Genomic DNA, 26209 nt, shown 5'->3' with positions numbered 1-26209 from the left:
CAAGCCGCAAGGTTTCGCGTACCCGTATTTCAGAATGTTTCGCCGTGCGCATTGCGTTTCGACTCGTCGGAGGTTTAGATTGCAGGCGAGACCGAAGACGAATCGGTACGTCGGAAAGGATTGCCCCGAAATGCAAAACGCCGCATCTGCGCGCGAACCACAGGATCTGGCTTCCGCTATCGGCTGGGTTCCGCCTCCGGGTTGGCCGGCCCGCAGCAGGGCGGAATGCAGGGCTTTGCTGACGGCGCCGGGTCAGCGCTTCGAAATGGAAGATGTCGATATTCGCGGCGTCGCCGTTCGCACCTGGAAGAATGCGCCGCCAAATCTGCGTGCCATCGCGCTGCTAGGTCGCTCCCACGGCACGCGCGAATTCGTTATCTACGAGGACGAGCGCGTTACCTATGACGGCTGGTTCCGGGCCGTTGCCAAACTGGCGCACGAGTTTCAGGCGCGCGGGATTGGGAAGGGGGACCGCGTAGCCCTTTCCATGCGTAACCTGCCCGAATGGCCGGTCGTCTTCTTCGCCGCGGTGACCATCGGGGCGATCTGCGTCCCGCTCAATGCCTGGTGGACAGGCGACGAATTGGCGTACGGCCTGGCGGATTCCGGAACGAAACTGCTGGTCTGCGACGAGGAGCGGTGGGAGCGGATTGCGCAGCACCGGAGCGAGTTCCCGCAAGTCGAAACCGTATTCGTCGCGCGGGCCGAAGTGTTAGGCGAGGGTGCCGAAGCGCTCGAAGCGGTGATCGGAATTCCGGCGAAGTACGGCACCCTGCCGAACGCGGAATTGCCCGAAGTGGACATTCTCCCCGAGGACGATGCCACTATCTTCTACACGAGCGGAACCACCGGCAAGCCGAAGGGCGCGCTGGGTACGCACCGCAATTTATGCACGAACATCCTTTCGAGCGGATACAATGCAGCCTGTGCGGTCATGCGACGCGGCGAGACCTTGCCCGATCCGGTGCAGAAGACGACGCTTACCGTCATCCCGCTGTTTCACGTCACCGCCTGCTCTGCCGGACTGATGGGCAACATCGCGGCCGGCAATACCATGGTCTTCATGTACAAGTGGGACCCGGTCGAAGCCTTCAAGATCATCGAGCGCGAAAAGGTCGCATCGACCGGCGGCGTACCGACCATCGCGTGGCAATTGCTCGAACATCCGGAGCGCAAGAATTATGACCTCTCCAGCATCGAGGCGGTAGCCTATGGCGGGGCGCCCGCTGCCCCCGAACTGGTGCGCAAGATCCGCGAAGTGTTCGGCGCGCTTCCCGGAAACGGCTGGGGCATGACCGAGACGATGGCAACGGTGACCGGCCATTCCAGCGAAGACTATCTAAATCGGCCCGACAGTTGCGGCCCACCTGTGGCGGTGGCCGACCTGAAAATCATGAGCGAGGATGGCACGCGTGAATTGCCCGTCGGCGAGATCGGCGAATTGTGGGCGCGCGGCCCGATGATCGTCAAAGGCTACTGGAACAAGCCAGAAGCGACGGCGGAAACCTTCGTCGATGGCTGGGTGAAGACCGGAGACCTCGCCCGGCTGGACGAGGAAGGCTGGTGCTATATCGCCGACCGGGCAAAGGACATGATCATCCGCGGCGGGGAGAACATCTATTCCTCCGAGGTCGAGAACGTCCTTTACGATCATCCCGCCGTTACCGATGCGGCGCTCATCGGCCTGCCGCATCGCACCCTGGGCGAAGAGCCCGCAGCCGTGGTGCACCTCGCCCCGGGCATGACTGCCGACGAAGCCGAATTGCAGGATTGGACAGCGCAGCGTTTGGCGAAATTCAAGGTGCCGGTGCGGATCGCGTTTTCCGAAGAGACATTGCCGCGCAATGCCAATGGAAAAATCCTGAAAAAGGAGCTTGGCGCCTACTTCGTGCAGTAGGGCGGGTGGCTCTTGGCAAGTCGGGAGGGGCGGGATAATCCTGTCGTTTTGGGGAAGGGGGAAGGTAAGGCGTGGCGAAGAAACCCGACACGACGACGAAGTTCGGCGAAAAGCGAGCAGCCATCGTCCACGCCGCTTCGGTCCTCATCAATGATACCGGCGTTCAGGCCACCACGCTGACGAAAGTCGCCCGTGCCATCGGTCTCAACGCGACCAGCGTCACCTATTATTTCCCGCGCAAGGACGAGTTGATCGTGACCGTCTACGCCGAGACCATCGCCCTGATGAAGCAGACTGCGGAAGAGGCGCTGGCCGAGCCGACGATCGAGCGGCGCATAGCGAAATTCGTCGCACTGCACGTGGCCCTGCGCGACCGGATCAGGCGGGGGGAGCGCGGACTGATCACGGCGCTTTCGGAGATTCGCTCTCTCGATCAGGAGCAACAGGACGGATTGCTCGCCGAATACAGGGCGATGGTGGACGATGTACGGTCCTTTTTCGGACCGCCGGGGGACGATGCACAGCGCGCTCTGTTCTCGGCTCGCGCGCATATCCTGATCGAAGCGATGCTGTGGTGGCCGGTCTGGTCGCTGCGCTATTCGATCCTGGATTTTCCGAGGGTCGAGAAAAAGATCGTCGAAATTCTTTGTCACGGTATCCCTTCGCAATCCGGCCTATGGGAACCGGTGCCGATAGAGGACGGCGGCTGGCGGACGGCAGCGGACGCTCCTGCATCGCAAAACGACGAATTCCTTCGTGCGGCAACGATGATGATCAACGAGCGCGGCTATCGCGGGGCATCGGTCAACCGGATTGCCGAGGCGCTGAACGTCACCAAGGGCAGTTTCTACCACCATCACGACGCCAAGGACGATCTGGTGATGGAATGCTTCCAGCGCAGTTACGATCGTCTTTCGAAGGTGCAGATGGCCGGCTTGCAACTGAAGGCAGATTACTGGACGCGGCTGTCCAGCGTCCTCAACGAGTTGCTGGATGTGCAATTCTTCGATCCCATGCCGCTTCTGCGCACCACGGCGCTGCAGGCGCTCGATAGCGAACATCGCAACGATGTCGTCATGCGGTCCAACCGGCTGGCACGCCGTTTCGCCGGCTTCCTGATCGACGGGATTGTCGATGGGTCGGTGAAACCGGTCGACCCCCTCGTCGCCAGCCAGATCATCATGTCCACCTTGAACGGCGCCTATGAAGCGCGGCGTTGGGCGGCGCGGTTCGGCGAACAGCACGTCGCTATCGAGGCGTATTTGTCCGCATTGAGCGAAGGCATGCTGGCGGACTAAGCTAGCTGGTGCGCATTTCGCGGGTCGCGCACCTTCAGCATCAGCATGAGCAAGGCAGCGATCTGCGCTGCCAGAACGATGGCAAACAGGGGCAGAAAGCCTTGCGCGGCGACCAGCAGACCCGCGATGACCGGCCCCGCCGCCGCAATCGCACCTTCAAGCGTAGTGACGAAGGCGAGCCGCATCGGCGTATCTTCGGTTTGGCCGAATTCCAGGACCATTGTGGTCGATGCGAGCATCCAGCCCGATCCGCCGACCCCCAGACAGACGAAAGCCGCGTAGATCGGCATGGCGGTATCGCCGAAAATCAGCAGCGTCACCCCGGCAACCGAACTGGCCAGCGCGAGAACATAGACATATTTGAAGCCCATCCGGTCGCCCAGCGGCCCCCAGAGCACGTTGGAAATGGTGTCGGAGCCGAGGAACACGAAGCTGAGGCCGCCGATCAAGGCGCCGTCCAGCCCTAATCTTGTACCGGCATAGACGGTCCAGAACGGTGCACCGACCCGCGCCATCGTCGAACAGCCCTGCACTACGAGGAACCAGGCGAAGTCACGATCCTGCAGCAATTCGGGAAACTGCCGGATGCGATCCATGATCGGCATTTGCGGGCGGGAAACCGGTGCGGCGGGTTCGCGGATCATCGTTTGCAGCACCACGAGACCGGCACTCGTCAGCAGGAAGGCGAAGAGGAAAGTGGTCGCATATCCGTTGCCGAGCCATTCGTCGGCAATCAGGTAATTCCCCGCCGCCCAGGCAAGGATGGCGGCGATCAGCCCGCCCGCGAAATTGCGGTATCCCTGAAGCCGTCCGCGCTTGCGGATGGGGATGAGCTTGCTCATCAGCATCTGGAAGGCGACCCGCTGCGCACCGGTGAAAAAGCCCAGTAGCAGGAAGCAGGCAAAGGTGCCGATTAACAGCGCATTGCCGGTCAGAAAATACCCCGTCAGCGCGAGGCCGAGTATCATTAACCGCATCATCGAGCCCACACGGATCGCGTAAGGCAGGATGTGGCTGCGATGTTCGATCCGCGAGCCGCTCGCGATGGGGCTGATGGTTGCACCGAGCTGCAGCAACGCAGCGCCGAGACCGACTGCAGCCGTGCTTCCCGTCAGCAGAAGCAGATAGGCCGGGATGATCGTCGGCGCGTAGATCAGGCGGAAGCCCGTCATGCCGAGAACGCCGTGAATGAAATTCGCGCGGTAATTGCGGGACAGGTTCTTGTCGACGAACCGGGCGTGTTCTGCCAGCGCCCGTGCCGGACCGTCGGACAGTCCGTCGGGGTCTTCGAGCGGATTGAGGGGCGCCGGTGCCCCGCGCGCACCCGTCATTCGGCCGGTTCGGGAATTTCGTCCGCATCGCGCGATGCGGCGCGTTCGCGGGCCTCCAGTTCGGCGACGCTCGCCTCGTGAGTCGAGCGGTCGATCCGGTAGGCGAACAGGAAGCCTGCCCCGCCGATATAGAGAACGAGCAGGGTTGGCACGTAGACCAGCGCCAGCATGCGGGGAATTTCGGGATCGATGGTCGCCGGGTTCGTACCCGGAAGTATGCCCACGAGAGAAACGAGCATGCCTGCCGCGAACACACCGAGACCCGACGTGCTCTTTTGCATCAGCGTGTTCGCCGCATAGAACAGCCCTTCGCTACGGCGGCCGGTTGCGAGCTGGCTCTCTTCGACCACGTCTCCCACCATCGCGTGGATCAGGACGGCGGACGACACGCCGCACATCTGGAACATTGCGGAGAAAAAGAAGATCGCCGGCACGAGCAGGGGATCGCCGTTCTCGAAGAAATTGCCGGTGAGCCGAAGAATATAGGGCAAGCTACCGAAGACGACGGCGATCACCGCGAGACCCAGAGCCGCGTTCCGCTTGCCGAATTTGCGCGAAACGATCGGCGCGACGAACAAGGCGAGGAAAGCGCCGGTCAGGGAGTCGATCGTCAGGATTGCGAGTTGCGCGGAATTGAGGCCCCAAAGATAGGTGCCGAAATAGATCGCCAGCGCGGATGTCATGCCGACCGAAGTGTATTTCAGGACGCCGAAGGCGAGGATGGCGAGGAAGCCCCGGTGCCCGAACGTCCCCTTCATCTGCTTCAGGGTTTCCAGCGGCCCGATCTTCTCGCGCGCGGGCGGCAGGCGGAAATACTTGATGCGGTGGATCGTGCCGAGGCTGGAGATCAGGATCGCGGCGAACATGATCCCGGCGCCTACGATGGCGAATGTCTCGTAACCGGCCGGGTTGAGCTGGCCGACCGGATATTCCGTCGTCGGGCGCAGAAAAACTAGCAGCGTCAGGAACGCCATGCCCACCCCGCCTAGATAGGCGAAGAAATAGCGGAAGCTCGCGATGGAAGTCCGCTCATCGTAATCGCTGGTGAGTTCGGGGGCGAGCGCGCTGCTCGGGATTTCGAAGAAGGTAATGAAGGTGCGCACGCAGCATCCGACCACGAGGATATACCAGAAGGTCTGCGCTTCGCTCATCCCTGCGGGCGGGAAGAACAGGAACAGCAGGCTTGCCGATGCCGGGATCGCGCTGAGGAACATGAACGGGTGGCGCCGGCCCCAGCGGGTGCGCAGCGTATCGGACCATTGGCCGACGATCGGATCGGAGACCGCATCGACGCATAGCGCAACGAGGATCGCGAAAGATACGAGATCGGCGCGCACGCCCACGACTTGGTTGTAATACAGCAGCAGGAAAGTGCGGAAGGCGACGTCTTTCACGCCGTATCCGACCGAGCCGAAGCCGTAGAACAGCTTCGTAATCAGGCCGAGTTTGGGGGCGGAGGAGTCTGCGACCATGGAAAGTTACCTTGCTGGCGAACCGAAGGCGCCGTCGCGGATCGTCTGTTCGCGCGCCTCGGCCTCGCGGGCGCGCAGGCGTTCGACGTTCTCGCGATGGCCGGCTTCGGTAATGGGATAGAAGAGCAGGATCAGCGCGCCGAGGATCCACAACCCGGCGGACATCGGGATGTAATGGATAAGCAGGCTGTCCTCCATCGCGGCGGTTACCTGGCTCACTTCGACCTGTTCGGGAAATTGCGAGAGCTCAAGTACCAGCCCGGCGGCAAGGATGCCGAACCCGGTCGAGCATTGCTGCATAAAGCTGGACGCGGCGAAGAAGACGCCTGCTGTGTGCTGGCCGGTCCGCACCGCATGATCCTCCACCACATCGGCCAGCATGGACGAGGTATTGATAAGCGAGATCGCGATCATAGCCCCGTACACCGCACCGATCAGGAAGAGGGCGGGCAGAAGGAGCGTATCGCCGGGACGGAAGAACAGATCGAAATAGGTGAGGATCAGCGGTGACAGGCCGAGTGTGATGCCACCGATCGCCATGATCATCGAGGTCTTGCGCTTACCCAGCCATGCCGAGAATTTCGGCGCCAGCGGCGCTGCCAGCGTTGCGGCGACGAGGCTGTCGAAGGTGAGCAACGCCAGTTGGTCTGCCTGCAGTTTGAAGACGTAGGTCCCGAAATAAAGGGTCGTTGCCGCATAGAGACCGATGGCGGTGTATTTCAGCACGCCGAAGCCAAAGATCGAAAGAAAGCCGCGATTGCGGAAGGCGCTGAACATCTCCTTCAAGTGGGAGGGCGGAGTGGCGCCTTCGCCCAGTTCGTCGCGCTGGCGAAGATAGGGTACCCGGCTCAGCGTTCCGATGCCGCAGACCAGAATGGCCAGGAAGATGAGTGCGCCGCCCAGCCAAGCGAACTTCACATACCCTTCGGGATTGAGCTGGCCGCGTTCGAATTCCGGCGTCGCCACGAAGAATACCGCGAGCGAGAAGGCAGCAAAGCCGAACGTGCCAGCATAGCCGAACCAGTATCGCAGGCCGAACAGCTTCGTGCGAGCCGAGTAGTCGTCCGTCATCTCCGGGTTCATCGCGCTCGACGGAATTTCGAACGCACTGATCGACATGCGGGTGAGGGAGGCAATGGCGAAAATCCACACGCCCATTTGCATGTCGGTCAGGCCGGACGGGGGAAACCACGCGAGGACGAAGAAGAACGCGGTGGGTAAGGCGGAACCGAGAATGAACGGGTGTCGCCGCCCGATGCGCGAGCGGGTGAGGTCGGACCAGCGCCCGATGAACGGGTCGGCCACCGCATCGACCAGTAGCGTCAGCGCGATCGCGCCGGAGACGATGCCTGCCGGTACGCCGAGCACCTGATTGTAGAACAACAGGAGATAGGTGGAAAAGGCGGCGTTCTTGATGCCATTGGCGACCGCTCCGAAGCCGTAGCTGAGGCGCTGGGTGCGGGTGATGGGGGGTGTGTCCACCGCCGCTTACTCCGCCGCCTCCACCAGTTCCTCGACGGGATCGTACATGTCCCTCGCGCGGGCCCGGCGTTCGATCAGCGAATAGTCGGGAAAGATCGGATCCGCGACGTCGCGATATTGGCGCAGATGCTGCTTCGCCACTGTGACCTTGTGCACTTCGGTCGGACCGTCGGCGATACCCATGACCATGGAGCCGATGAGGCTGCCGACGAAGGGCATTTCGTTCGACACGCCGAGCGATCCATGGATGTGAATGCAGCGGCTCGCGATGTCGTGATAGACCTTCGGCATCAGCGCCTTGATCGCCGCTATATCCTTCCGGACCTTGCGGTAATCCTGATATTTGTCGATCATCCACGCGGTCTTCAGGACGAACAGCTTGAACTGCTCCAGCTCGATATAACTGTCGGCGATCTGCATCTGCACCGCCTGGAAGTCGGCGATAGTACCGGTTCGTGTCTTGCGGCTGACCGCCCTGCGGCTCATCGCATCGAGCAGACGCTTGCAATTACCGACGGTGCGCATCGCATGATGCACGCGCCCGCCACCGAGCCGCGTCTGCGAAATCGCGAAGGCTCCGCCCCGTTCGCCGAGCAGATGGTCGGCCGGGACGCGGACGTCGGTGTAGCGAATGTAGCTTTCCGATCCTTCTTCCTGCCCATAGACGCCGACATTGCGGACGATCTCGACACCCGGCGTATCGACCGGCACGATGAACATGCTCATCCGCTCGTGCCGGGGCGCGTCGGGATCGGTGACCGCCATGACGATCAGGAAATCGGCCCATTTCCCGTTGGTGGAAAACCATTTCTCCCCGTCGATGACCCAGTCCTCGCCGTCCTTTCGGGCGGTTGTTATGAAACTGGTGGGGTCCGAGCCGCCCTGTGGTTCGGTCATGGAGAAGGCGGAGACGATTTCGTTATCGAGCAGGGGCGCGAGATACCGCGTTTTCTGTTCCGGCGTTCCGTAATGGGCGATGATTTCCGCATTTCCGGTATCGGGTGCCTGACAGCCGAAGACAATCGGCGCGAAACTCGCACCGCCGAGAATCTCGTTCATGAGCCCGAGTTTCACCTGGCCGTATCCCTGACCGCCGAGTTCCGGTCCGAGATGGCAAGCCCATAGCCCCTTCTCCTTCACTTCCTTTTGAAGCGGGCGGACCAGTTCATTCCGACGCGGGTTCTTGACGTCGTATGGATGGATGCCGAGCAAACCCAGCGGTTCGACTTTCTCGCGGACGAAAGCCTCCATCCAGTCGAGTTTTTCCTGAAATTCGGGGTCCGTTTCGAAATCCCATGCCATCGCGGCGCTCTCCATTTCGTTCGCAACTTACGTGCGTTTGGAGGGAGCATACCTGTTTTTCATTTTCTCACAAGGCTTGTGACGCCGCCGTATGTCACTGCCCGGTTTTGCGCCGGGCCAGATACGATTTGGTGTAGGTTTCGCACAGCATTTGCTTTCGCACCGGGGGCAAGCCAAAGATGACAGGGACATCAAAGCTACCGAAAGAGGGCAGAACTGCATGGCAACGTGGCGTTTCGCGATCGACCGCGGCGGAACCTTCACCGACGTGGTGGCTAGAACGCCCGGCGGCGAAGTGGTGACACACAAGCTCCTGTCCGAAGATCCGGGGCGCTACGACGATGCGGCGAGTGAAGCGGTCCGGTTGCTGATGGACGAGCATGGAGAGGGGCCGATCGCGGAAATGCGCGTCGGCACCACGGTCGCCACCAATGCGCTGCTCGAACGCAAGGGCGAGCGGTTGGCGCTGGCGACAACCCTGGGGTTTCGCGATGCGCTTCGAATAGGCTCCCAAGCGCGCCCCGATATCTTCGCGCGGCACATCATGTTGCCCGAACAATTGCCGGAACGGGTAGTGGAGATCGACGAGCGTATCGGCGTGGATGGCAAGGTGTTGCGGCCGTTCGACGCCGAGCATGCGCGCGCCGAACTGGAAGGGCTGAGGCAAGACGGTTTCGACGCTCTCGCCATCGTTCTGATGCATGGCTGGAAGCATCAGGACCACGAAGCGCAGCTCGCCGCCATCGCGCGCGAGATCGGCTTCACGCAGGTTAGCGTCAGTCACGAAGTCGCGCCTCTCATCAGGCTGGTGCCGCGCGGCGATACGACTGTGGTGGACGCGTATCTTTCTCCCGTGCTGCGCCGCTATACCGAAACACTCGAAGCGCGGCTGCCGGAAACGCAGAGCCTGCACTTCATGCAGTCGAATGGGGGCCTGGCAGAAAGCGCGGCGTTCCGCGGCAAGGATTCCATCCTCTCCGGTCCGGCGGGCGGCGTGGTCGGCATGGTCGCAGCGTCCGAGGCGCTCGGCTATCGCAAGCTGATTGGCTTCGACATGGGCGGCACCAGCACCGATGTCGCGCACTTTGCCGGCGAATACGAGATGACGGGCGACAGCGTGGTCGCAGGCGTGCGCATCGCCGCGCCGATGATGCAAATTCATACGGTGGCTGCGGGCGGCGGCTCCATCTGCCGGTTCGATGGATCGCGCTTCCGCGTGGGGCCGGAAAGCGCTGGGGCGGACCCGGGCCCCGCCTGCTATCGCAAGGGCGGGCCGCTGACGGTGACCGACTGCAACCTCTTCCTAGGCCGGATCGACCCGGCATTTTTTCCCAGTGTCTTCGGCCAGGAAGGCGACCAGCCGCTCGACCCCGATGCGGCGCGTGCGCGCCTGGAAGAGGTTGCACAGCGTCTCGACGACGAACGCTCCCTGGAGGACATCGCGGAAGGCTTCCTGGCCATCGCGGTCGACAATATGGCCAATGCCATCCGCAAGATCAGCATTGCACGGGGTCATGACGTCACCACCTATGCACTCGCCTGTTTTGGCGGAGCGGGCGGGCAGCACGCCTGCAAGGTGGCGGACGTGCTCGGGATCGAAACGGTGCTGGTTCATCCGCTCGCGGGCATTCTCTCGGCCTATGGCATCGGGCTCGCACCCCTGAAGGCCATCCGCGAGCGCAGCATCGTAAAGCCGCTCGACACCGATCTTTCGGCCACGTTGGAAGAGATTGAAGGCGAGGCGCGCGAGGCATTGATCCGGCAGGGTGTCGAGGTCGATGCGGTGACGCTCTCGCGCCAGATGCGGCTGCGGTTCGAGGGTAGCGACAGCATGCTGTCGCTGGACGTACAGTCGAAGGACGAGATGGATGCCGCCTTCCGCCGCCTTCACCGTACTCGCTTCGGCTATTCCGACGCGAATGCCCCGATCATCGTCGAAGCGCTGAGTGTGGAAGCGAGCGGTAATGCGGGCGGGTTGGGCGAGGCGACAGCGAAGCCCGTACCCGTGGGCGTCGAGGCAAGCGGAACCTGGACCACCGTCGAGCGCGCCGTGATGGAGAACGCGCAAACGATAGCCGGCCCTGCGCTGGTTATCGATCCGGGCTCGACCACCGTGATCGAACCGGGCTGGCAGGCGAGGCTCGCCGAAGAGGGCAGTCTCGTTCTCGAACGCGTCGAGGAAGCGAAGCGCGACCGGGCGGCGGGCACCGAGGTCGATCCCGTGCGGCTCGAAATCTTCAACAACCTGTTCATGGCGATCGCCGAGGAAATGGGCGTCGTCCTCCAATCGACCGCGACCAGCGTGAACATCAAGGAGCGGCTCGATTTCTCCTGCGCCCTCTTCGATGCGAGCGGCAGCCTCATCGCCAACGCGCCGCATATCCCGGTCCATCTCGGCAGCATGGGCGACAGCATCGCGCGGGTTATCGAGGCGCGCGGCGAGGGACGGGACGGGCGCGGCATCAGGCGGGGCGACGCCTATGTACTTAACGATCCCTATCGCGGCGGAACGCATCTGCCAGACATCACGGTAATCGCGCCCGTTTTCTACGACGAGACAGGTGATACCCCCGATGCGTTCGTGGCGGCACGCGGGCACCACGCGGATATCGGCGGCATCGCACCCGGATCGATGCCGCCCGAAAGCCATACGATCGAGGAGGAGGGCGTCATGATCGACAATCTCCTGCTCGTCGACCAGGGCGAATTTCGCGAAGCGGCGGTGCGCGAGGCTCTGGCTGATGCCCGTTTCCCGGCACGCAAGCCCGATCGCAATATCTCGGACCTTCGCGCCCAGTTAGCCGCCTGCACACGCGGGGCGGAATTGCTGCGCGGTGCGGCAAACGAACAGGGCGGCGCAGTCGTCTCCGCCTATATGGGGCACGTCCTCGCCAATGCGGAGGAAAGCGTGCGCCGCCTGCTCGACCGTTTGAGCGATGGCGAGTTCGCCTACCCGATGGACAATGGCGCGACCGTAAAGGTCGCCATCCGGATCGACCGGGATGGGCGCTCTGCCACGTTCGATTTCACCGGGACGGGCGACCAGCTGCCCGATAATTTTAATGCGCCCAAATCGATCGCCCGCGCGGCATCCCTCTATGTTTTGCGCACCCTGATCGACGATCAGATACCGATGAACGACGGATGCCTACGCCCGGTCGAGCTGATTGTACCCGAAGGCTCGATGCTGAATCCAAATCCCGGCGCAGCGGTGGTCGCGGGCAATGTCGAGACCAGCCAGGTAATCACGGATACGCTGTTCGCCGCGACCGGGCGGCTCGCGCCGAGCCAGGGCACGATGAACAACTTCACTTTCGGTAACGAGGCCCACCAGTACTACGAGACGATCTGCGGCGGATCGGGTGCGGGGCCGGACCATGACGGGACGAGCGCGGTGCAGACGCACATGACCAATAGCCGCCTGACCGATCCCGAAATCCTCGAGAGTCGGCTTCCCGTGCGGCTCGAACGCTTCTGCATTCGCGAAGGCTCAGGCGGGGCGGGCGCGCATGGCGGCGGCGACGGAGTGGAGCGGCGCATGACCTTCCTCGAACCGATGCGCGCCAATATCCTCGCCAATCGGCGGGCCGTGCCGCCTAAAGGGATTTGCGGCGGGGGCGATGCACAACCGGGCCGCAACTGGGTCGAGCGCGTCGACGGCATGCGAGAGGATCTCGGTGCGACCGGCTCGGCGGAAATGCAGCCGGGCGATACGTTCGTAATCCTCACACCCGGCGGCGGCGGATATGGAGAACCGGGCGCATGAATTACTGGCCGCTTGCCGGTATCGGCATCGTCGTTGCCGGCTTCGCGCTGCGGTTCAATCCGCTGCTCGTGGTGGTCGTCGCCGCAATCGCGACCGGCCTCCTCGCCGGGCTGGAGCCGGTGCCGGTAATCGAGGCGCTCGGCGCTGCGTTCAACGACAATCGCTACATCTCGGTAACGTGGATTATCCTGCCGGTTATCGGCTTGCTCGAGCGCTACGGTCTGCAGCAGCGTGCCCGCGGTCTGATCGAAAGTATGCGCGGGGCGACGATGGGGCGGCTGCTCACGATCTATCTCGGTTTCCGACAAATAACCGCCGCGCTCGGAATGAAGGACATCGGCGGGCATCCGCAAGCGGTACGCCCGCTGGTCGCGCCGATGGCGGAGGCGGCGGCGCTGAAAACGCATGGCGACCTTCCCGAAGCCGAACGGGAGAAGGTGCTCGCCATGTCGGCGGCGACAGACAATGTCGGTCTGTTTTTCGGCGAGGACATCTTCTTCGCCATTGCCTCCATCCTGCTGATCCAGGGGGTGATGGAAAGCGCAGGCTATCCGCTAGCCCCGCTGGAACTGTCGGTCTGGGCCATACCGACCGCGATCTGTGCCTTCATCATCCACGGGCTGCGCATACAGGCGCTCGACCGCCGCTTGGGCAGGGTGCGGGCATGATCACCTACGAATGGCTCTATATTCTGGCAGGCGGGTTCTTCGCGATCTGGTCCGCCTTCAGCTTTCGCGACCGCCTCTTCGGCAATGGCGCATTCTGGGGCCTCTTGGCGGCGAGTTTCCTGCTCGGCAGCCACCTCACGCCTTTTGCGAACGGCCTGCTGGTTCTCGCCATGGTGGGCATTGCAGGTGTCGGCGGTCTGAAGCGCAGCGATCCACCGACTACAACTTTGGAAGAGCGAACCGTCTTTGCAGCGAAGTTGGGCAACAAACTTTTCTTCCCTGCGCTGATCGTGCCGCTGACTGCGGTCGTAGGGACGCTGCTCTACAATTATACCCCTTTCGGCGAGACCGGCCTGTTCGAGGAACGGCGTGAAACGTTAATCCTGTTCGGTGTGGGGGTGCTGGCGGCGCTGGTAGCGGCGATGGCGTGGCTGCGCGCGCCGCTGGCCGCCGCGCCGGAAGAAGGGCGGCGTCTGCTCGATTCGATAGGATGGGCAGCCATCCTGCCGCAGATGCTGGCAGCGCTCGGCGCGGTATTTGCCCTTGCCGGGGTGGGTGACATCATCGGCAACATCGCCAACCAGGTCATTCCCGAAGGCAGCGTGCTGGTGACGGTAATCGTCTTCGCGCTCGGCATGGCATTGTTCACGATGATCATGGGCAATGCTTTCGCCGCCTTTCCGGTCATGGCGGCGGCGATCGGCATCCCGCTATTGATCGAGCAATACGGCGGCAATCCGGCAGTGATCGGCGCGGTCGGCATGCTGGCGGGGTTCTGCGGTACGCTGATGACGCCGATGGCGGCCAACTTCAACATCGTGCCCGCCGCGCTGCTCGAACTGAAGAACCAGAACGGCGTCATCCTGCAGCAGATCGGCACGGCGATCCCGCTCTGGGTCTGCAATGTCGCGATCATCTATATCGGAGGGTTCCTGCTGTGGAACTGACGCAAGACACCGCACGCAAGTTCGCGCGAATCGCGCTCGGCCACGTGGGACGCGAATATCCGCACAAGCTCGACCACGTGCTCGACGGGGACGAGGATGCGCAGCCGCCGCGGGTGCTGCATCCGTGCTTCTTCGGCAGTTTCGACTGGCATAGCTGCGTCCATTCGTGGTGGACTCTACTGACCTTGCGGCGCCTCTATCCCGATATGCCCGAAGCGGGCGATATCGCCGCACTAGCGGAAGAGACCTTCACGCCGGACAAGCTGGCGGTGGAACTGGTCTATCTCGACCGACCCTCTTCGCGCGGTTTCGAGCGGCCCTATGGCTGGGCTTGGCTGCTTTACCTCCACCTCGAGGCCAAGCGGCACGGGAATGAGGAATGGGGCGCGCGGCTCGAACCGCTGGCGCAGGCCTTTGGCAAGCGGTTTGCAGATTACCTGCGCATTCTAACCTATCCTATCACGGTCGGCACTCATCCCAATACCGCCTTCGCACTCAGCTTAGCGCGCGATTGGGCGGAGGCGCACGATGCGACGCTGCTGGCAACGATCGACGAATGGGCACTTGCGGCCTTCGGGCAGCGGCAGGACTATCGCGGATGGGAACCGGGCGGAGACGAGTTCCTCTCTCCCGTCCTGACCGCCGCCCTGCTGATGAGTCGGGTCATGCCGCACACGCAGTTCGCGTCGTGGTTCGAGGGATTGGTCATCGAGAATGGCTGGCTGGCGAACGAATGCCGCCCGGTCACCGTTTCCGACCGGAGCGATGGAAAGATCGCCCATCTCGACGGGTTGAATCTCAGCCGCGCATGGTGCCTGCGCGAGATATCTCCGATCCTTGGCGAAGCCAATGCGCTCGACGCTATGGCCGAAGCCCATCTCGACGTGGCCCTCCCACATGTCGCTGGCGACTATATGGGCGAACACTGGCTGGCGAGCTTTGCGCTCTTGGCGTTGCTGGCGGGACAGGGCGGGCAACCATAAGCGCCGCTCGCGTGTTGATCGAACGAATGGGATAGGAGAGGACCGACATGCCGACCGAAACCGCCGCCGCGCAGATCGTGCGCAGACCGGAAGCCGATGCAAAGGCCTGCACGGCCGAGCAATACGCCGACCTTTATGCGCACAGTCTGGACGATCCGGATGCATTCTGGGCCGAGCAGGCCGAGCGGCTGGACTGGTTCGAGAAACCCGCGCGTATCGCCGACTGGTCCTTCGATCCCGTCGACATCAAATGGTTTGGCGGCGGCAAGCTCAACATCTGCCACAATGCAGTCGACCGTCATGTCGCAGCGGGGAAGGGCGAAACGGTCGCGCTGATCTTCGAGCCCGACGATCCGCAAGGCGAGGTTCGCCGGATCACCTATGCCGAATTGCAGCGCGAAGTCATGCGCATGGCGAACACGCTCAAGAAGCTCGGGGTGGCGAAGGGCGACCGGGTGACGATCTACATGCCGATGGTCCCCGAAGGCGCGTTCGCCATGCTCGCCTGTGCACGGATCGGAGCGGTGCATTCGGTAATCTTCGGCGGCTTTTCGCCGGACGCCATTGCCGGCAGGGTGGAAGATTGCGAGAGCGACTGGATCATCACAGCCGACGAAGGACTGCGCGGGGGCAAGCCCATCGGCTTGAAGGCCAATGTCGACAAGGCGCTCGAAAAAGCGAGCGCGAAGGGCGTGTTGGTGGTGCGCCATACGGGCGGCACGGTGGCGATGCAGGACGGGCGCGATCACTGGTATCACGAGCTGTCGAAGGACGTCGGCGCGGAATGCCCATGCGAGCCGATGGAGGCCGAAGATCCGCTGTTCATCCTCTATACCTCCGGTTCGACAGGCAAACCCAAGGGCGTCGTCCATACCACGGGCGGCTATTCCGTCTGGACCGAAACGACGTTCCGCTACGTTTTCGATTACCGCCCGGGCGAGGTGTACTGGTGCACCGCCGATATTGGCTGGGTGACCGGGCACAGCTACATCGTGTACGGCCCACTGCAGAACGGTGCGACAGCGCTAATGTTCGAAGGCGTACCGAACCATCCGGACCACAGCCGTTTCTGGCAGGTGTGCGAGAAGCACGAGGTCGCGATCTTCTACACCGCGCCCACCGCCATTCGCGCGCTGATGCGAGAGGGCGACGCATATGTGAAGAAGCTTGACCTGTCCAAGCTCCGCATTCTCGGCAGCGTCGGCGAGCCGATCAATCCCGAGGCGTGGCGCTGGTATCACGAGGTCGTGGGCGACGGCGCGGCGCCCATCGTCGATACGTGGTGGCAGACGGAAACGGGCGGCGTGATGATCACGACCCTGCCTTATGCGCACGATATGAAGCCGGGCAGCGCGGGCAAGCCATTCTTCGGCATCTGTCCGCAACTGGTCGACAATGACGGCGCAGTGCTGGACGGCGCGGCGGAAGGCAATCTGTGTATCACCCGTAGCTGGCCCGGTCAGGCGCGCACCGTCTATGGCGATCACGACCGCTTCGTGCAGACCTATTTCAGCACCTATCCCGGCAAGTACTTCACTGGCGATGGCTGCCGCCGCGACGATGACGGCTATTATTGGATCACGGGCCGGGTGGACGATGTCATCAACGTTTCCGGCCACCGCATGGGCACCGCCGAGGTGGAGAGCGCGCTGGTCCTGCACGCACAGGTGAGCGAGGCTGCGGTTGTCGGCTACCCGCACGATATCAAGGGGCAGGGCATCTATTGCTACGTTACGCTGAAAGCCGATGCCGAACCCTCGGACGATCTCGAAGCCGAGCTACGTCAATGGGTGCGTAAAGAGATCGGCCCGATCGCAACGCCCGATCATATCCATTTCACCCCTGCGCTACCCAAGACGCGCAGCGGAAAGATCATGCGCCGCATCTTGCGCAAGATCGCCGAGAACGATTTCGGCGCGCTCGGGGATACGTCCACGCTGGCCGATCCCGGCGTGGTCGATGCACTGATCGAGGAAAGGCGAAGACGCTAGGCCAAGAAGGGAGCACACGTCCCGTCCGGCCGGAAAAGGGCGCTCGTCAATCCTGCTCGGGTAACCCCATGGCCTCAAGCAGGCCAGGATACCAGCGCTCTTCGTCGGGGTCGTACATGCCGAAGGGCCCCTCATACGACCACGCGCAAACGCCGACGCCGAGCGGGGCGAAAGTGTCGTAGATCGTCTTCAGGTAATTCACCCGCTGCTCCAGCGAGTTGTAAACCTTGTACGTGCCGGTTTCCCCGAGGAAAGGGTAGTGTCCCGTCCGCTCGATGTATTCGGCCACCCGTTCGCGGGATTTTGCTAGGAAAGCCATGTCGTCGGCATCGCCCCACGTCCGCAACGTGCCGGTATAGGGCTGGTTGGCCCATTTCGCGCCTTGATGCGTGAAGTTCGCTGGCGAGTAATAGTGGAAGGTCGGGTAGACATGCGGATCGTCCGGCAGGTCCATCGAGATCATTGCCTGAAGCGATCCGTATCCGCCGCCGCCCATGATGACGGGCCGCGTGGGATTGCTTTCGCGCACGGCGGCAAGCGACCCGTCGAGAATGTGCAGCACGCTTTCGCTGTCGGGCTTTCCGTAGGGTTCGTTCTCCAGTTCGAACCATAGCCGATCTTCGGGGTAGTCGGCGAAGCGTTCGGCGATTTGCGACCATACTGTGGCGTGAAACGGCGCCTTGGTTTCGGGCTTGGTGAACAGGCCGGCGAAATGATGGCTGTCGAGTACGACGTTGAGATTTGCCTCCATCGCCCAGTCGACGATCTGCACCACGCGGTCCATCCAGGCGGGATCGATTGTATGGGGCGGAGCGTCGAGGCTACGCGTATCCCAGCGAACCGGGAGGCGGATTGTCCGGAAACCGGCATCGGCAACCCGCTGGATGTCTGCTCGATCGAGAACGGTGTTGCCGTAAAGCCCCTCCGCCTTGCGCTCCAAGGTGCCGCCGAGATTGATGCAGGGCCCGATAGGAAGCGGTTCGGGCGCTCGGGGCGGGGCTTCAGGCTGGCCGGCGGCGCTGCCCGCGCTCCCGACGAGCAACGCAGCGGTGGCCAGAATTGATGCGACGACATTCACGGCATTCATCTCCGAAGACTTTGCAAGACCATAAAAGTTCAAGCTGAGCGCAAGCTAAACGGCGTCGAGAGCATCGTACGCAAGTCGGAAGGCTCCAACTATGCCACTATCCGATCCGAGCTTCGGTGCTTCGATACGATGACGTTCCCCACCGGGCAGGTACCCTGCCGCAAGCTCCGTGGCCCGAAGGCGGATACGCTCAAGCAGACCGGGCGTTTGCATCACGCCTCCTCCGAGCACAACGATCTCCGCCGCGGTAACTGCGAAAACGGTATGGCCCAGTTGCGCGAGGTAATCGGCGATGATGGCTTTGCCTTGGTGATCGTCGGGCAGGTTCGAGAGGCTTGCACCCCAGCGGGCCTCGATTGCGGGGCCACTGGCAAGGCCTTCGAGGCAGTCGCTGTGGAGGGGGCAGACCCCGCCGAAATCGTCATGATCGGAGCGCCGGGGAAAATAATGACCCATTTCGGGATGCGCGATCCCATGAACCGTTTTCCCATCCACCACCAACCCGCCGCCGATTCCGGTTCCCACGGTTACATAAGCGAGCGAAGGTTGCACGCTTTCGTCTCTCGCGTGGACTTCCGCAAGCGCGGCAGCGTTGACATCGGTATCGAAACCTATCGGCATATTGAAACGACGCGCGAAATACCCCACCAGATCGCAATTCTGCCAGCCGGGCTTGGGCGTAGTCGTGATACAGCCATAGTTTGCATGCTTTGGATCGAGTTCCACAGGCCCGAAACTCGCAATGCCTAGGGCATCGAACGGTCCGTGGTTCGAGAACCATTCTGCGGCGGCAGATAGTGTCGCGCCCGGATCGACGGTCGGAATGACGTGGCGCGCAATGACGGCACCGTTGTAATCGCCGATAGCGAGCACGAATTTCGTACCGCCTGCCTCGATCGCTGCCAGTCTTCCATTCTTGGCCACAATCCGCCTCCGTCTTTTTCCTTTGCAGCGCCGTCGCCATTCGCTAAGGCGCGCGCCTGCCGATCGGACTGCCATATCCGAACGGCACGAAACCTGGAACGGGGCCGTAGCTCAGTTGGGAGAGCGCGTCGTTCGCAATGACGAGGTCAGCGGTTCGATCCCGCTCGGCTCCACCAGGTTGCTTCTCCTATCATCGAGATCGCCATGCGGCTAAGCGCTGTGTCGTGAGCAAGGGCGTTCTTTGTCTGATCGGTGCCGGTCACGCGCATCTCGGCGTGATCGACGCGATCCGGAAGGGCAAACTCGAGGCCGAGCGCGTCTTACTGGTCGAGCCGCGCACAGCGATGCAGTATTCCGGGATGGTCCCCGGCTGGATGGCGGGCGAATATACGCTCGATCAAACGCGCATTCCGCTGGCGCCACTGGTGGAGGAAGCTGGCCTCGAATGGCACCGAGAAGAGGCAATCGCCGTTTCGCCGACCGACAGGACCATTGTTCTGGAAAGCGAGAGGCGGCTGACGTTCGACGTCTGCTCGCTCGCGATTGGCGGGGCGGGGCAGGCGGCCGCGGTTCTCGGCTGCGACGAGCGGCTTCTGGATATCCGGCCGATAGACGGCTTCGTTGCCCGGTGGAGCATCCTTCGTAACTCGGCAAACCGGATAAGGGACATCGCAGTCGTCGGCGGAGGGGCCGGCGGGGCGGAGCTGGCCTTCGGTGCGGCGAACGATCCGGCGTTCGATGCCCATATCACGCTGATCGCGGGGGAAGGCGGACTGCTGCCCGAAATGTCGGCGATGGTACGGCGCCGCGCGAAAGCCGAATATGCGCGCCAGAGCATCCGTGTGATCGAGAAGGAGGCGCAATTCGTGAACGGTTCGCTTGCGGTGGAAGGCGAAGAACTTCCGCCTTTCGATCTCGTCGTCGCGGCGGTAGGTAGCGGCGCGCCGGAATGGCCTGCGCGCTGCGGATTGCCAGTGAACGCCGACGGGTTCTTGGAGGTGGACGAGCACCAGCGGGTTTGCGGCATTCCGCACATCTTCGCTGCCGGCGATGTGGCCCACCGGACCGATAGCCACATCCCGCATTCCGGCGTTCATGCCGTCTATGCCGGTCCAATCCTTGCCAGGAACCTGCAGGCTGCGTTGAAGGGCCGTGCGCCGCGAAACGTATATCGCGGGCGCGGCATGGACTTTTACCTGCTGAACACCGGCCGCGGCGCGGCGATCCTGAGCTACGGCCCGCTCGGCACTCGGGCGCGCTGGCTACGATGCCTGAAGGACTGGCTGGATCGGCGCTGGATCGCGCGTTTTACGAACCCAGCCGCTTGATGAGCGCCTTGCGCAGTTTCTCGACGCGTTCCGCATTATAGCCGAGGTCGGACAAGCCCACCCGGCTGGCCGAGCGCAGATCGATCCGGCCGCCGCGAACCCGCGCAATCACATCGTCGCGAAAGCCGTAGGCGAAGGTCTCGGCGACCCCTTCCACTGTTCCCGCAGCCCGATCTGTGCGAATATCGTCCAGCCCGATTTCCCCCATCGCTGCGACGATCGCGTTCATTGCCTGTTCTGGGGTGGCGTTGCCAACCGGGATCGGTTGTAGCTCGTCGTAATTCGCTGCGATGATATCGGCGTGATTCTGCACCGCGAGGTCGCCATCGACGCTGTCCTGCCACATCGGCAACTGGCCGAGCGGGGTGCCGTAATCGACCAGCGGGTTCGCGCCCCATTCTTCGCGCATCGCGAGCGTCTGCGCCGAGAAGGCCGGCGGATCGCGAAGGTCGGTGGCGACATCGTGGATCGGCGGGACCGAATCTCCCTTGGCCTTTACGGTCAGCAGGGCGGAAAACAGCACGGCAGGGATCGCCAGTGCGATGGCGGCTTTCCACCACGGGCCGCGCGGTTTGCCGAACCATGCGAGCGCCAGCGCGATTATCGCTACAGGCGCGACAATGCCCATCAGGATCGGTCCGGCGGTCACAGTCATGATACCGAAGCCCGTTTTCCATCCGATCAGTCCGATCTTCGGCCCGAACACGGCGATCACGAACCAGAGCAGCATCGCCAATGCGAACCACAGCGAATATTTCGGAAGGTTTGCCCGCAGGTCGCTCATTATCCTCGTCCTCTGTAGGGGGCTACACCCTGATCGGGCAGCCATAGGTTTTCGGGCGGCGCGCCACTTTGCCAGAACACATCGATCGGAATGCCGCCGCGTGGATACCAGTAACCGCCGATGCGCAGCCAGCGCGGCGCCATCTCGTCGAACAGGCGTTTGCCGATGCCTACCGTCACGTCCTCGTGAAAGCCATTGTGATTGCGGAAGCTGCAAAGAAACAGTTTGAGGCTCTTGCTCTCGACGATGGTTTCGCCCGGCGCATAATCGATCACGATATGCGCGAAGTCGGGCTGGCCGGTGACGGGGCACAGCGAGGTGAATTCCGGCGCGGCGAAGCGCACGAGATAGAGTTCGCCGCTGCGCGGATTGGCCACGTAATCGAGTTCGGCCTCTTCCGGTGAGGCAGGAAGCGCGGTGTTGCTGCCAAGGAATTTGGGGGCGGGTGTGTCGCTCATGCCGCGCATCTGGCGCGAAAGGCGGTGCGGCGCAAGCCGGGGCTTGGAGGCCGCGCCTTCACCACCTATTCAGCGCGGCCTTTCGAAGGGGCCGCCCGAAGTCATGAACCTGCGTTTTCGTCTGCCTCTTGCTGTGCTGGTATTCGCAATGCCCATGCCGCTGCTCGCGCAAAGCGCGCAGGATTTTCGGCTTCCGCCGGCTCCAACGCCCACCCCGACATCGAACGTGCAGGGGCCGGTCGATACGGAGAGCGGCGTCGTTCCGGTACGTCCGCGTGAAATCCCTACGGCCCGGCCCACGCCCGCGCCATCGCCGACGCCTGCACCACGCGCGACGCCGACCCCGGTTCCCTCGCCTCGGCTTACCCCCGTTCCGACACCGACGGTTCGTATCCCGCAACCGCGCGAGACCGCCCCACCGCCGATCGAGACACGGCCGGTACCGGAACGGAACGTGCAGGAAAGCATCGTGCAACCAAGCGAGCCGGCGCCGAACCAAACGGAGACCGCCGATCCGGCACTGGCACCCGTTCCGTTGCCGCCCTCTACGGACGTCCAGGCGGAGGCTGAAGTCGAGACAACGGAGGGCGAAAACTTCTCCCTGTGGCTCGTCGGTTTGCTGGCTCTCCTTGCGCTCGGTTTGGCGACCTTCTTCTTCATGCGGCGGCGCAAGGCGATGGTTTCGGTGCCGCAGATCGAACGACCGGTCGTGGGAGCGGCGGGACCACGCGCCACGCTGGCCGATATCCGGCTGGATGCCGACGCCGTGAAGCTGACCCGCTCGATGGCCTTCGCCACGCTCGATTACCGGATCACGCTGTTGAACCGGGCGAAGGCAGCGGGCGCGGACGTGGTGCTCGGCGCCGATCTGGTTACGGCGCACGGCAACGCATCCATGGAAAGTCAGGTCGCTTCCGCGGACCAGAAGCTGGAGGAGCGCCATACCTTCGCGCGGATCGCGCCCGGTCAAACGGTGCGGTACGAAGGTAAGCTGCAACTGCCGCTGAGCGAAGCGCGGATCATCCGGCAGGGCAATGCCCCGCTGATGGTGCCTCTCTTGCGCGTGCGATTGGACCGCGAAGGCGATGAGCCTGTGGTGCGTACCTTCGTCGTCGGACAGGGCTTTCCCGGCGGCGGCAAACTCGCGCCGTTCCGGCTCGACGAGGGACCGCGTAGCTACTCGCCGCTTGGCGCCCGGGCGCTCGACTGACATCGACAGGTTCCGCAGGCGCCGCTAGCAAGCGGTCCATGGACAATCTCGTTTCGACGGAATGGCTCGCCGGTAAACTCGGTTCGAGCGACGTGGTGGTTCTCGATGCGTCGGCCCACCTCCCGGATGCAGGCCGCGATGCGAAGGCTGAGTTCCTCGAAGCGCATGTGCCTAGCGCGCGGTTTCTCGATCTCGAGAGTTTCATCGATGCCGGGTCCGATGTGCCGAAGGCGCTGCCGACAGGCGAGCAATTCGCACGGCGAATGGCGGATTTGGGGATCGTGCCGTCCATACCCGTCGTCCTATACGACGACAGCGCCATCCGTTCGAGCGCGCGAGCCTGGTTCATCTTCAACCTGTTCGAACATGAGAATGTCGCGATCCTCGATGGTGGACTTGCGAAATGGCGCCAAGAAGGCCGCATGATTGAGCAAGGCGACGAGACGGAGATCGAGCCGGCAGCCTATCCCGTCCCCGAACAACGCCCCGCGGTTCGGCACAAGGCCGAGATGCTACTAAATATCAAGGGCGGGGGCGAGCAAGTGATCGATGCGCGCGACGCGGCGCGGTTTGCCGGCAAGGAGGGCAGCGGGTCGGACGGCCATATCCCCGGCGCCCGTTCGCTGCATTTCGCAAAACTGTTGAACGCCGATGGCACCTATCGCTCGGCCGAAAGCATCCGCGCGGTATTCGAAGAGGCCGGCATTGACCTTTCGCGCCCAATCGTGACGAGTTGCAATAGCGGCATCACGGCGGCGGTTCTCGCCTTCGGTCTGGAACGGGCGGGGCATGAGGGGGCGGCGTTGTACGACGGCAGCTGGATGGAATGGGGCGCCGATCCCGCGACGCCGAAGGAGCGCGGCTGACACATCCGATTGTCCCGAGCTTGTCGAAGGGTTGCTCTTTCTTCTAGCGGGGTGCTCACAAGAATTACGGTGCTTCGACAAGCTCAGCACAGGCGGGATATGAAACGGTCAGCGCGCGAGAATTTAAAGGCTACAAAGCTTGTTACCACGGGCCGCACGGGCGACTTCGCCGACAAGGTTGTCAACCCGCCCGTCTGGCGCGCCAGCACCCATCTTTATGAAAACTGCGCCTCCCTGCGCGAAGGACCGAAGTCCAACGAGGACGGCCGCTTCTTCTACGGCCGCCGCGGCGCACCGACGCAATGGGCGCTGGCCGATGCGTTGACCGAACTCGAACCGGATGCGGCAGGGACGGTGCTGTATCCGAGCGGGCTTGCCGCTATCGTCGGCGCTCTCCTGACTGTGGTGAAGAACGGCGATGTCTTGCTGGTGGCCGACAATGCGTACGACCCCACCCGTAACACGGCGATGTCTCTGCTGAAGCGCAGCGGCGTCGAATGCCGGTTCTTCGATCCGCTCGATCTCCAAAGTTACGAAGCCGCCTTCTGCGAGCGGACGAAGGCAGTCATGCTGGAAAATCCCGGCAGCCTTACAATGGAGGTGTGCGACATTCCCGCGCTCGCCGCAATCGCGCACGACAAGGGTGCGGTCAGCCTGATCGACAATACCTGGGCGACATCGCTGGGGTTCGCGGCGCTGGCGAACGGCTGCGATATCGCGATCACTGCTTTGACCAAGCATGTCGGCGGACATTCGGACCTGATGATGGGCGCGGCCAGCGCGGGCGAACGATGGTATCCGCGCCTGCGCATGATGGCGCAGCAACTCGGCCATGTCGTCTCGCCCGACGATGCGGCGCTGGCCTTGCGCGGCCTCCGCACGATGGGCCTCAGGCTGGAACGCACGACGGAATCCGCATTCGCGATCGCGCAATGGCTCGACGCGCGCGAGGACGTTGCGGCGGTGCTCTGCCCCATGCTGCCCGGCACGCCGGGACACGATCTGTGGCGGCGCGATTTCACCGGCGGCTGCGGCTTGCTCAGCTTCGTCCTGAGGGATCTCGACGATGCCGCCCGCTGCAGGCTGGTCGACGCGCTGGACCTGTTCGGGATCGGCTATAGCTGGGGCGGGTTCGAAAGCCTCGCCTTGCCGTTCGACGTTCCCCCGGTGCGCAAGGTCATGGAATGGCCCCGGCCAGAATGGGGGGTTGGCGAAGCGCTCGGCATTCGCCTATCCATCGGGCTCGAGGATGCGGGCGACCTCATCGCCGATCTCGACCGCGCATTCGCCGCGATGGACCAAGGATAGCTGTGCAGCCTACCCCGCCCCCCACCGATGTAGCGACCGAAGCTCCATCCGAGCCAGTAGTTCAGGCCTGGAGCCTCGCCGAAGAGGCGCCGGATAGTGGTGTCGCCGCGGCGGAGGGCATAAGGGACGCTGTCGGCTCGTCGAATTCGACGATCGGCTCGCTCGTCGGAACGCTGGACGAATGGGCGCTGTCCTTCGGCAATCTGCGCATTTCGCTGTTCGACGTTCTGATCGTCGTCACGATAATTTTCGGCGTTCTAATCTTTGCATGGTTCGTCAGCCGGGTGGCGCGGCGGGTCGTCAGGCGTGTGACCAAGCTCGACATGGCGCAGCAGCTGCTTGCCGAAAAGATCGTGACCATCCTCGTCTGGGCCGGTGCGTTCTTCATCGGGATAGATCTTCTCGGCATCGACCTGACCGCACTCGCGGTATTTTCCGGTGCCTTCGGCCTCGCCATCGGTTTCGGTCTGCAAAAGACCTTCGGCAATCTCATCGCAGGCATCATCCTGCTAATGGACAAGTCGATCAAGCCGGGCGACGTCATTGCGGTGACCGATATGGCCGGGCAGGAAAGCTTCGGCCAGATCCGTAAGATCGGCGTGCGCGCCGTCTCGGTGACGACGCGGGACCAGCGCGAATATCTTATTCCGAACGAAAACCTGATGATCAACCAGGTCGAGAACTGGTCGTATTCGTCGAAGAACGTCCGGATGCAGGTTTATGTCGGAGTCAGCTACGAAGCCGATATGGACCTTGCCGAAAAGCTGATGCTGGAAGCGGCCAAGGCGTCCGACCGCGTGCTCAAATCCCCGCCGCCGACTGTGTGGATGAGCGAATATGGCGACAGCTCCGTGAATTTTACCATCCATTGCTGGATACAGGACCCCGAAGAAGGGGTCGGCAATGTGCGCAGCCAGGTGCTCAAGAAGCTGTGGTGGCTGTTCAAGGAGAACGACATCGAGATCCCGTTCCCGCAGCGCGATCTGCATATCCGGAGCAGCGGACAGATGGACCGGCTGCTCGAAATTCTTGCGCACGAAAAGCTGCACGAGAGCAAGGCGAAAGAATAGGTTCGCGGGCGAACAGCCACGGTTTCAAAATATCAGC

At 62.8% G+C, this 26209-nt stretch carries 20 protein-coding genes and 1 tRNA gene; 13 read left to right on the top strand and 8 right to left on the bottom strand.

The genetic code is table 11. The features are described from left to right. Nucleotides 1–130 precede the first annotated feature (130 nt). Nucleotides 131–1897 carry a class I adenylate-forming enzyme family protein gene (locus E3U23_RS06575; RefSeq protein ID WP_279350429.1) on the top strand — a complete coding sequence of 589 codons (1767 nt, stop codon included), beginning with the start codon at nucleotides 131–133 and terminating at the stop codon, nucleotides 1895–1897. A 71-nt stretch (nucleotides 1898–1968) separates the two neighbouring features. Continuing rightward, a complete protein-coding gene (locus E3U23_RS06570) occupies nucleotides 1969–3195 on the top strand; it encodes a TetR/AcrR family transcriptional regulator (protein ID WP_279350428.1) in 1227 nt (408 codons plus the stop codon). Here the strand turns inward: E3U23_RS06570 and E3U23_RS06565 are convergent. Genes E3U23_RS06565 through E3U23_RS06550 form a run of 4 tightly spaced genes read right to left on the bottom strand, consistent with a single transcriptional unit; the run spans nucleotide 3192 to nucleotide 8782 of the window. Then, the gene (locus E3U23_RS06565) at nucleotides 3192–4526 is read right to left on the bottom strand and encodes an MFS transporter (protein WP_279350427.1); all 1335 of its coding nucleotides are present in this window, start codon (nucleotides 4524–4526) and stop codon (nucleotides 3192–3194) included. The genes E3U23_RS06570 and E3U23_RS06565 overlap by 4 nt on opposite strands. Then, nucleotides 4523–5998 (bottom strand): MFS transporter, encoded by a 1476-nt coding sequence (locus E3U23_RS06560; protein WP_279350426.1) that lies wholly within the window; start codon nucleotides 5996–5998, stop codon nucleotides 4523–4525. The genes E3U23_RS06565 and E3U23_RS06560 overlap by 4 nt, the downstream gene beginning before the upstream one ends. A gap of 6 nt (nucleotides 5999–6004) precedes the next feature. Next, complete coding sequence (locus E3U23_RS06555; RefSeq protein ID WP_279350425.1) at nucleotides 6005–7480, bottom strand: MFS transporter; 1476 nt, start codon at nucleotides 7478–7480, stop codon at nucleotides 6005–6007. 6 nt (nucleotides 7481–7486) lie between these two features. Continuing rightward, nucleotides 7487–8782: an acyl-CoA dehydrogenase family protein gene (locus E3U23_RS06550; protein WP_279350424.1), complete on the bottom strand. Its 1296-nt coding sequence runs from the start codon at nucleotides 8780–8782 to the stop codon at nucleotides 7487–7489. Nucleotides 8783–9002: 220 nt separating this feature from the next. Here E3U23_RS06550 and E3U23_RS06545 point away from each other — a divergent pair, with 220 nt between their 5' ends. Genes E3U23_RS06545 through acs form a run of 5 tightly spaced genes read left to right on the top strand, consistent with a single transcriptional unit; the run spans nucleotide 9003 to nucleotide 17137 of the window. Beyond that, complete coding sequence (locus tag E3U23_RS06545; protein WP_279350423.1) at nucleotides 9003–12548, top strand: hydantoinase B/oxoprolinase family protein; 3546 nt, start codon at nucleotides 9003–9005, stop codon at nucleotides 12546–12548. Further along, complete coding sequence (locus tag E3U23_RS06540) at nucleotides 12545–13216, top strand: DUF969 domain-containing protein (RefSeq protein WP_279350422.1); 672 nt, start codon at nucleotides 12545–12547, stop codon at nucleotides 13214–13216. Before E3U23_RS06545 ends, E3U23_RS06540 begins: the two co-directional genes overlap by 4 nt. After that, nucleotides 13213–14163: a DUF979 domain-containing protein gene (locus tag E3U23_RS06535; RefSeq protein WP_279350421.1), complete on the top strand. Its 951-nt coding sequence runs from the start codon at nucleotides 13213–13215 to the stop codon at nucleotides 14161–14163. The genes E3U23_RS06540 and E3U23_RS06535 overlap by 4 nt, the downstream gene beginning before the upstream one ends. Beyond that, nucleotides 14154–15146, top strand: coding sequence for a DUF2891 domain-containing protein (locus E3U23_RS06530; protein WP_279350420.1), 993 nt, complete (start codon nucleotides 14154–14156; stop codon nucleotides 15144–15146). The genes E3U23_RS06535 and E3U23_RS06530 overlap by 10 nt, the downstream gene beginning before the upstream one ends. 47 nt (nucleotides 15147–15193) lie before the next feature. Further along, a complete protein-coding gene (gene acs / locus E3U23_RS06525) occupies nucleotides 15194–17137 on the top strand; it encodes an acetate--CoA ligase (RefSeq protein WP_279350419.1) in 1944 nt (647 codons plus the stop codon). Nucleotides 17138–17183: 46 nt separating this feature from the next. Here acs and E3U23_RS06520 read toward each other — a convergent pair whose 3' ends face one another. Together E3U23_RS06520 and E3U23_RS06515 are read right to left on the bottom strand one after the other, a co-directional pair. Next, nucleotides 17184–18224, bottom strand: a complete 1041-nt coding sequence (locus tag E3U23_RS06520) for a glycoside hydrolase family 5 protein (RefSeq protein WP_279350418.1) — start codon at nucleotides 18222–18224, stop codon at nucleotides 17184–17186. Between the two features lie 45 nt (nucleotides 18225–18269). Then, a complete protein-coding gene (locus tag E3U23_RS06515; protein ID WP_279350417.1) occupies nucleotides 18270–19148 on the bottom strand; it encodes an ROK family protein in 879 nt (292 codons plus the stop codon). Nucleotides 19149–19248: 100 nt separating this feature from the next. Between E3U23_RS06515 and E3U23_RS06510 the strand changes: the two genes are divergently transcribed. Further along, nucleotides 19249–19324, top strand: a tRNA-Ala gene (locus tag E3U23_RS06510). Nucleotides 19325–19372: 48 nt separating this feature from the next. Continuing rightward, on the top strand, nucleotides 19373–20476 hold the full coding sequence (locus E3U23_RS06505) for an NAD(P)/FAD-dependent oxidoreductase (RefSeq protein ID WP_279350416.1): 1104 nt from the start codon (nucleotides 19373–19375) through the stop codon (nucleotides 20474–20476). Here the strand turns inward: E3U23_RS06505 and E3U23_RS06500 are convergent. Together E3U23_RS06500 and queF are read right to left on the bottom strand one after the other, a co-directional pair. After that, on the bottom strand, nucleotides 20457–21260 hold the full coding sequence (locus E3U23_RS06500; RefSeq protein WP_279350415.1) for a DUF1499 domain-containing protein: 804 nt from the start codon (nucleotides 21258–21260) through the stop codon (nucleotides 20457–20459). The genes E3U23_RS06505 and E3U23_RS06500 overlap by 20 nt on opposite strands. After that, nucleotides 21260–21718, bottom strand: coding sequence for a preQ(1) synthase (gene queF / locus E3U23_RS06495; protein ID WP_279350414.1), 459 nt, complete (start codon nucleotides 21716–21718; stop codon nucleotides 21260–21262). The genes E3U23_RS06500 and queF overlap by 1 nt, the downstream gene beginning before the upstream one ends. Nucleotides 21719–21821: 103 nt before the next feature. Between queF and E3U23_RS06490 the strand changes: the two genes are divergently transcribed. The 4 genes from E3U23_RS06490 to E3U23_RS06475 all read left to right on the top strand — a co-directional run bounded on the left by E3U23_RS06490 (nucleotide 21822) and on the right by E3U23_RS06475 (nucleotide 26172). Continuing rightward, entirely contained in the window at nucleotides 21822–22928 is a 1107-nt protein-coding gene (locus E3U23_RS06490; protein ID WP_279350413.1) for a hypothetical protein, read from the top strand. Between the two features lie 38 nt (nucleotides 22929–22966). After that, a complete protein-coding gene (locus E3U23_RS06485) occupies nucleotides 22967–23794 on the top strand; it encodes a sulfurtransferase (RefSeq protein WP_279350412.1) in 828 nt (275 codons plus the stop codon). 99 nt (nucleotides 23795–23893) lie between these two features. Beyond that, nucleotides 23894–25102 (top strand): cystathionine beta-lyase, encoded by a 1209-nt coding sequence (metC, locus tag E3U23_RS06480; RefSeq protein ID WP_279350411.1) that lies wholly within the window; start codon nucleotides 23894–23896, stop codon nucleotides 25100–25102. 2 nt (nucleotides 25103–25104) lie between these two features. Next, entirely contained in the window at nucleotides 25105–26172 is a 1068-nt protein-coding gene (locus E3U23_RS06475; RefSeq protein WP_279350410.1) for a mechanosensitive ion channel family protein, read from the top strand. The last annotated feature ends 37 nt before the right edge of the window (nucleotides 26173–26209 follow it).

It is taken from the genome of Erythrobacter litoralis (assembly GCF_029760855.1).
Lineage (GTDB): Bacteria > Pseudomonadota > Alphaproteobacteria > Sphingomonadales > Sphingomonadaceae > Qipengyuania > Qipengyuania litoralis_A.
Note: the sequence above shows the minus strand (reverse complement) of the source record. Positions and strands in the feature narration are given on the sequence as shown.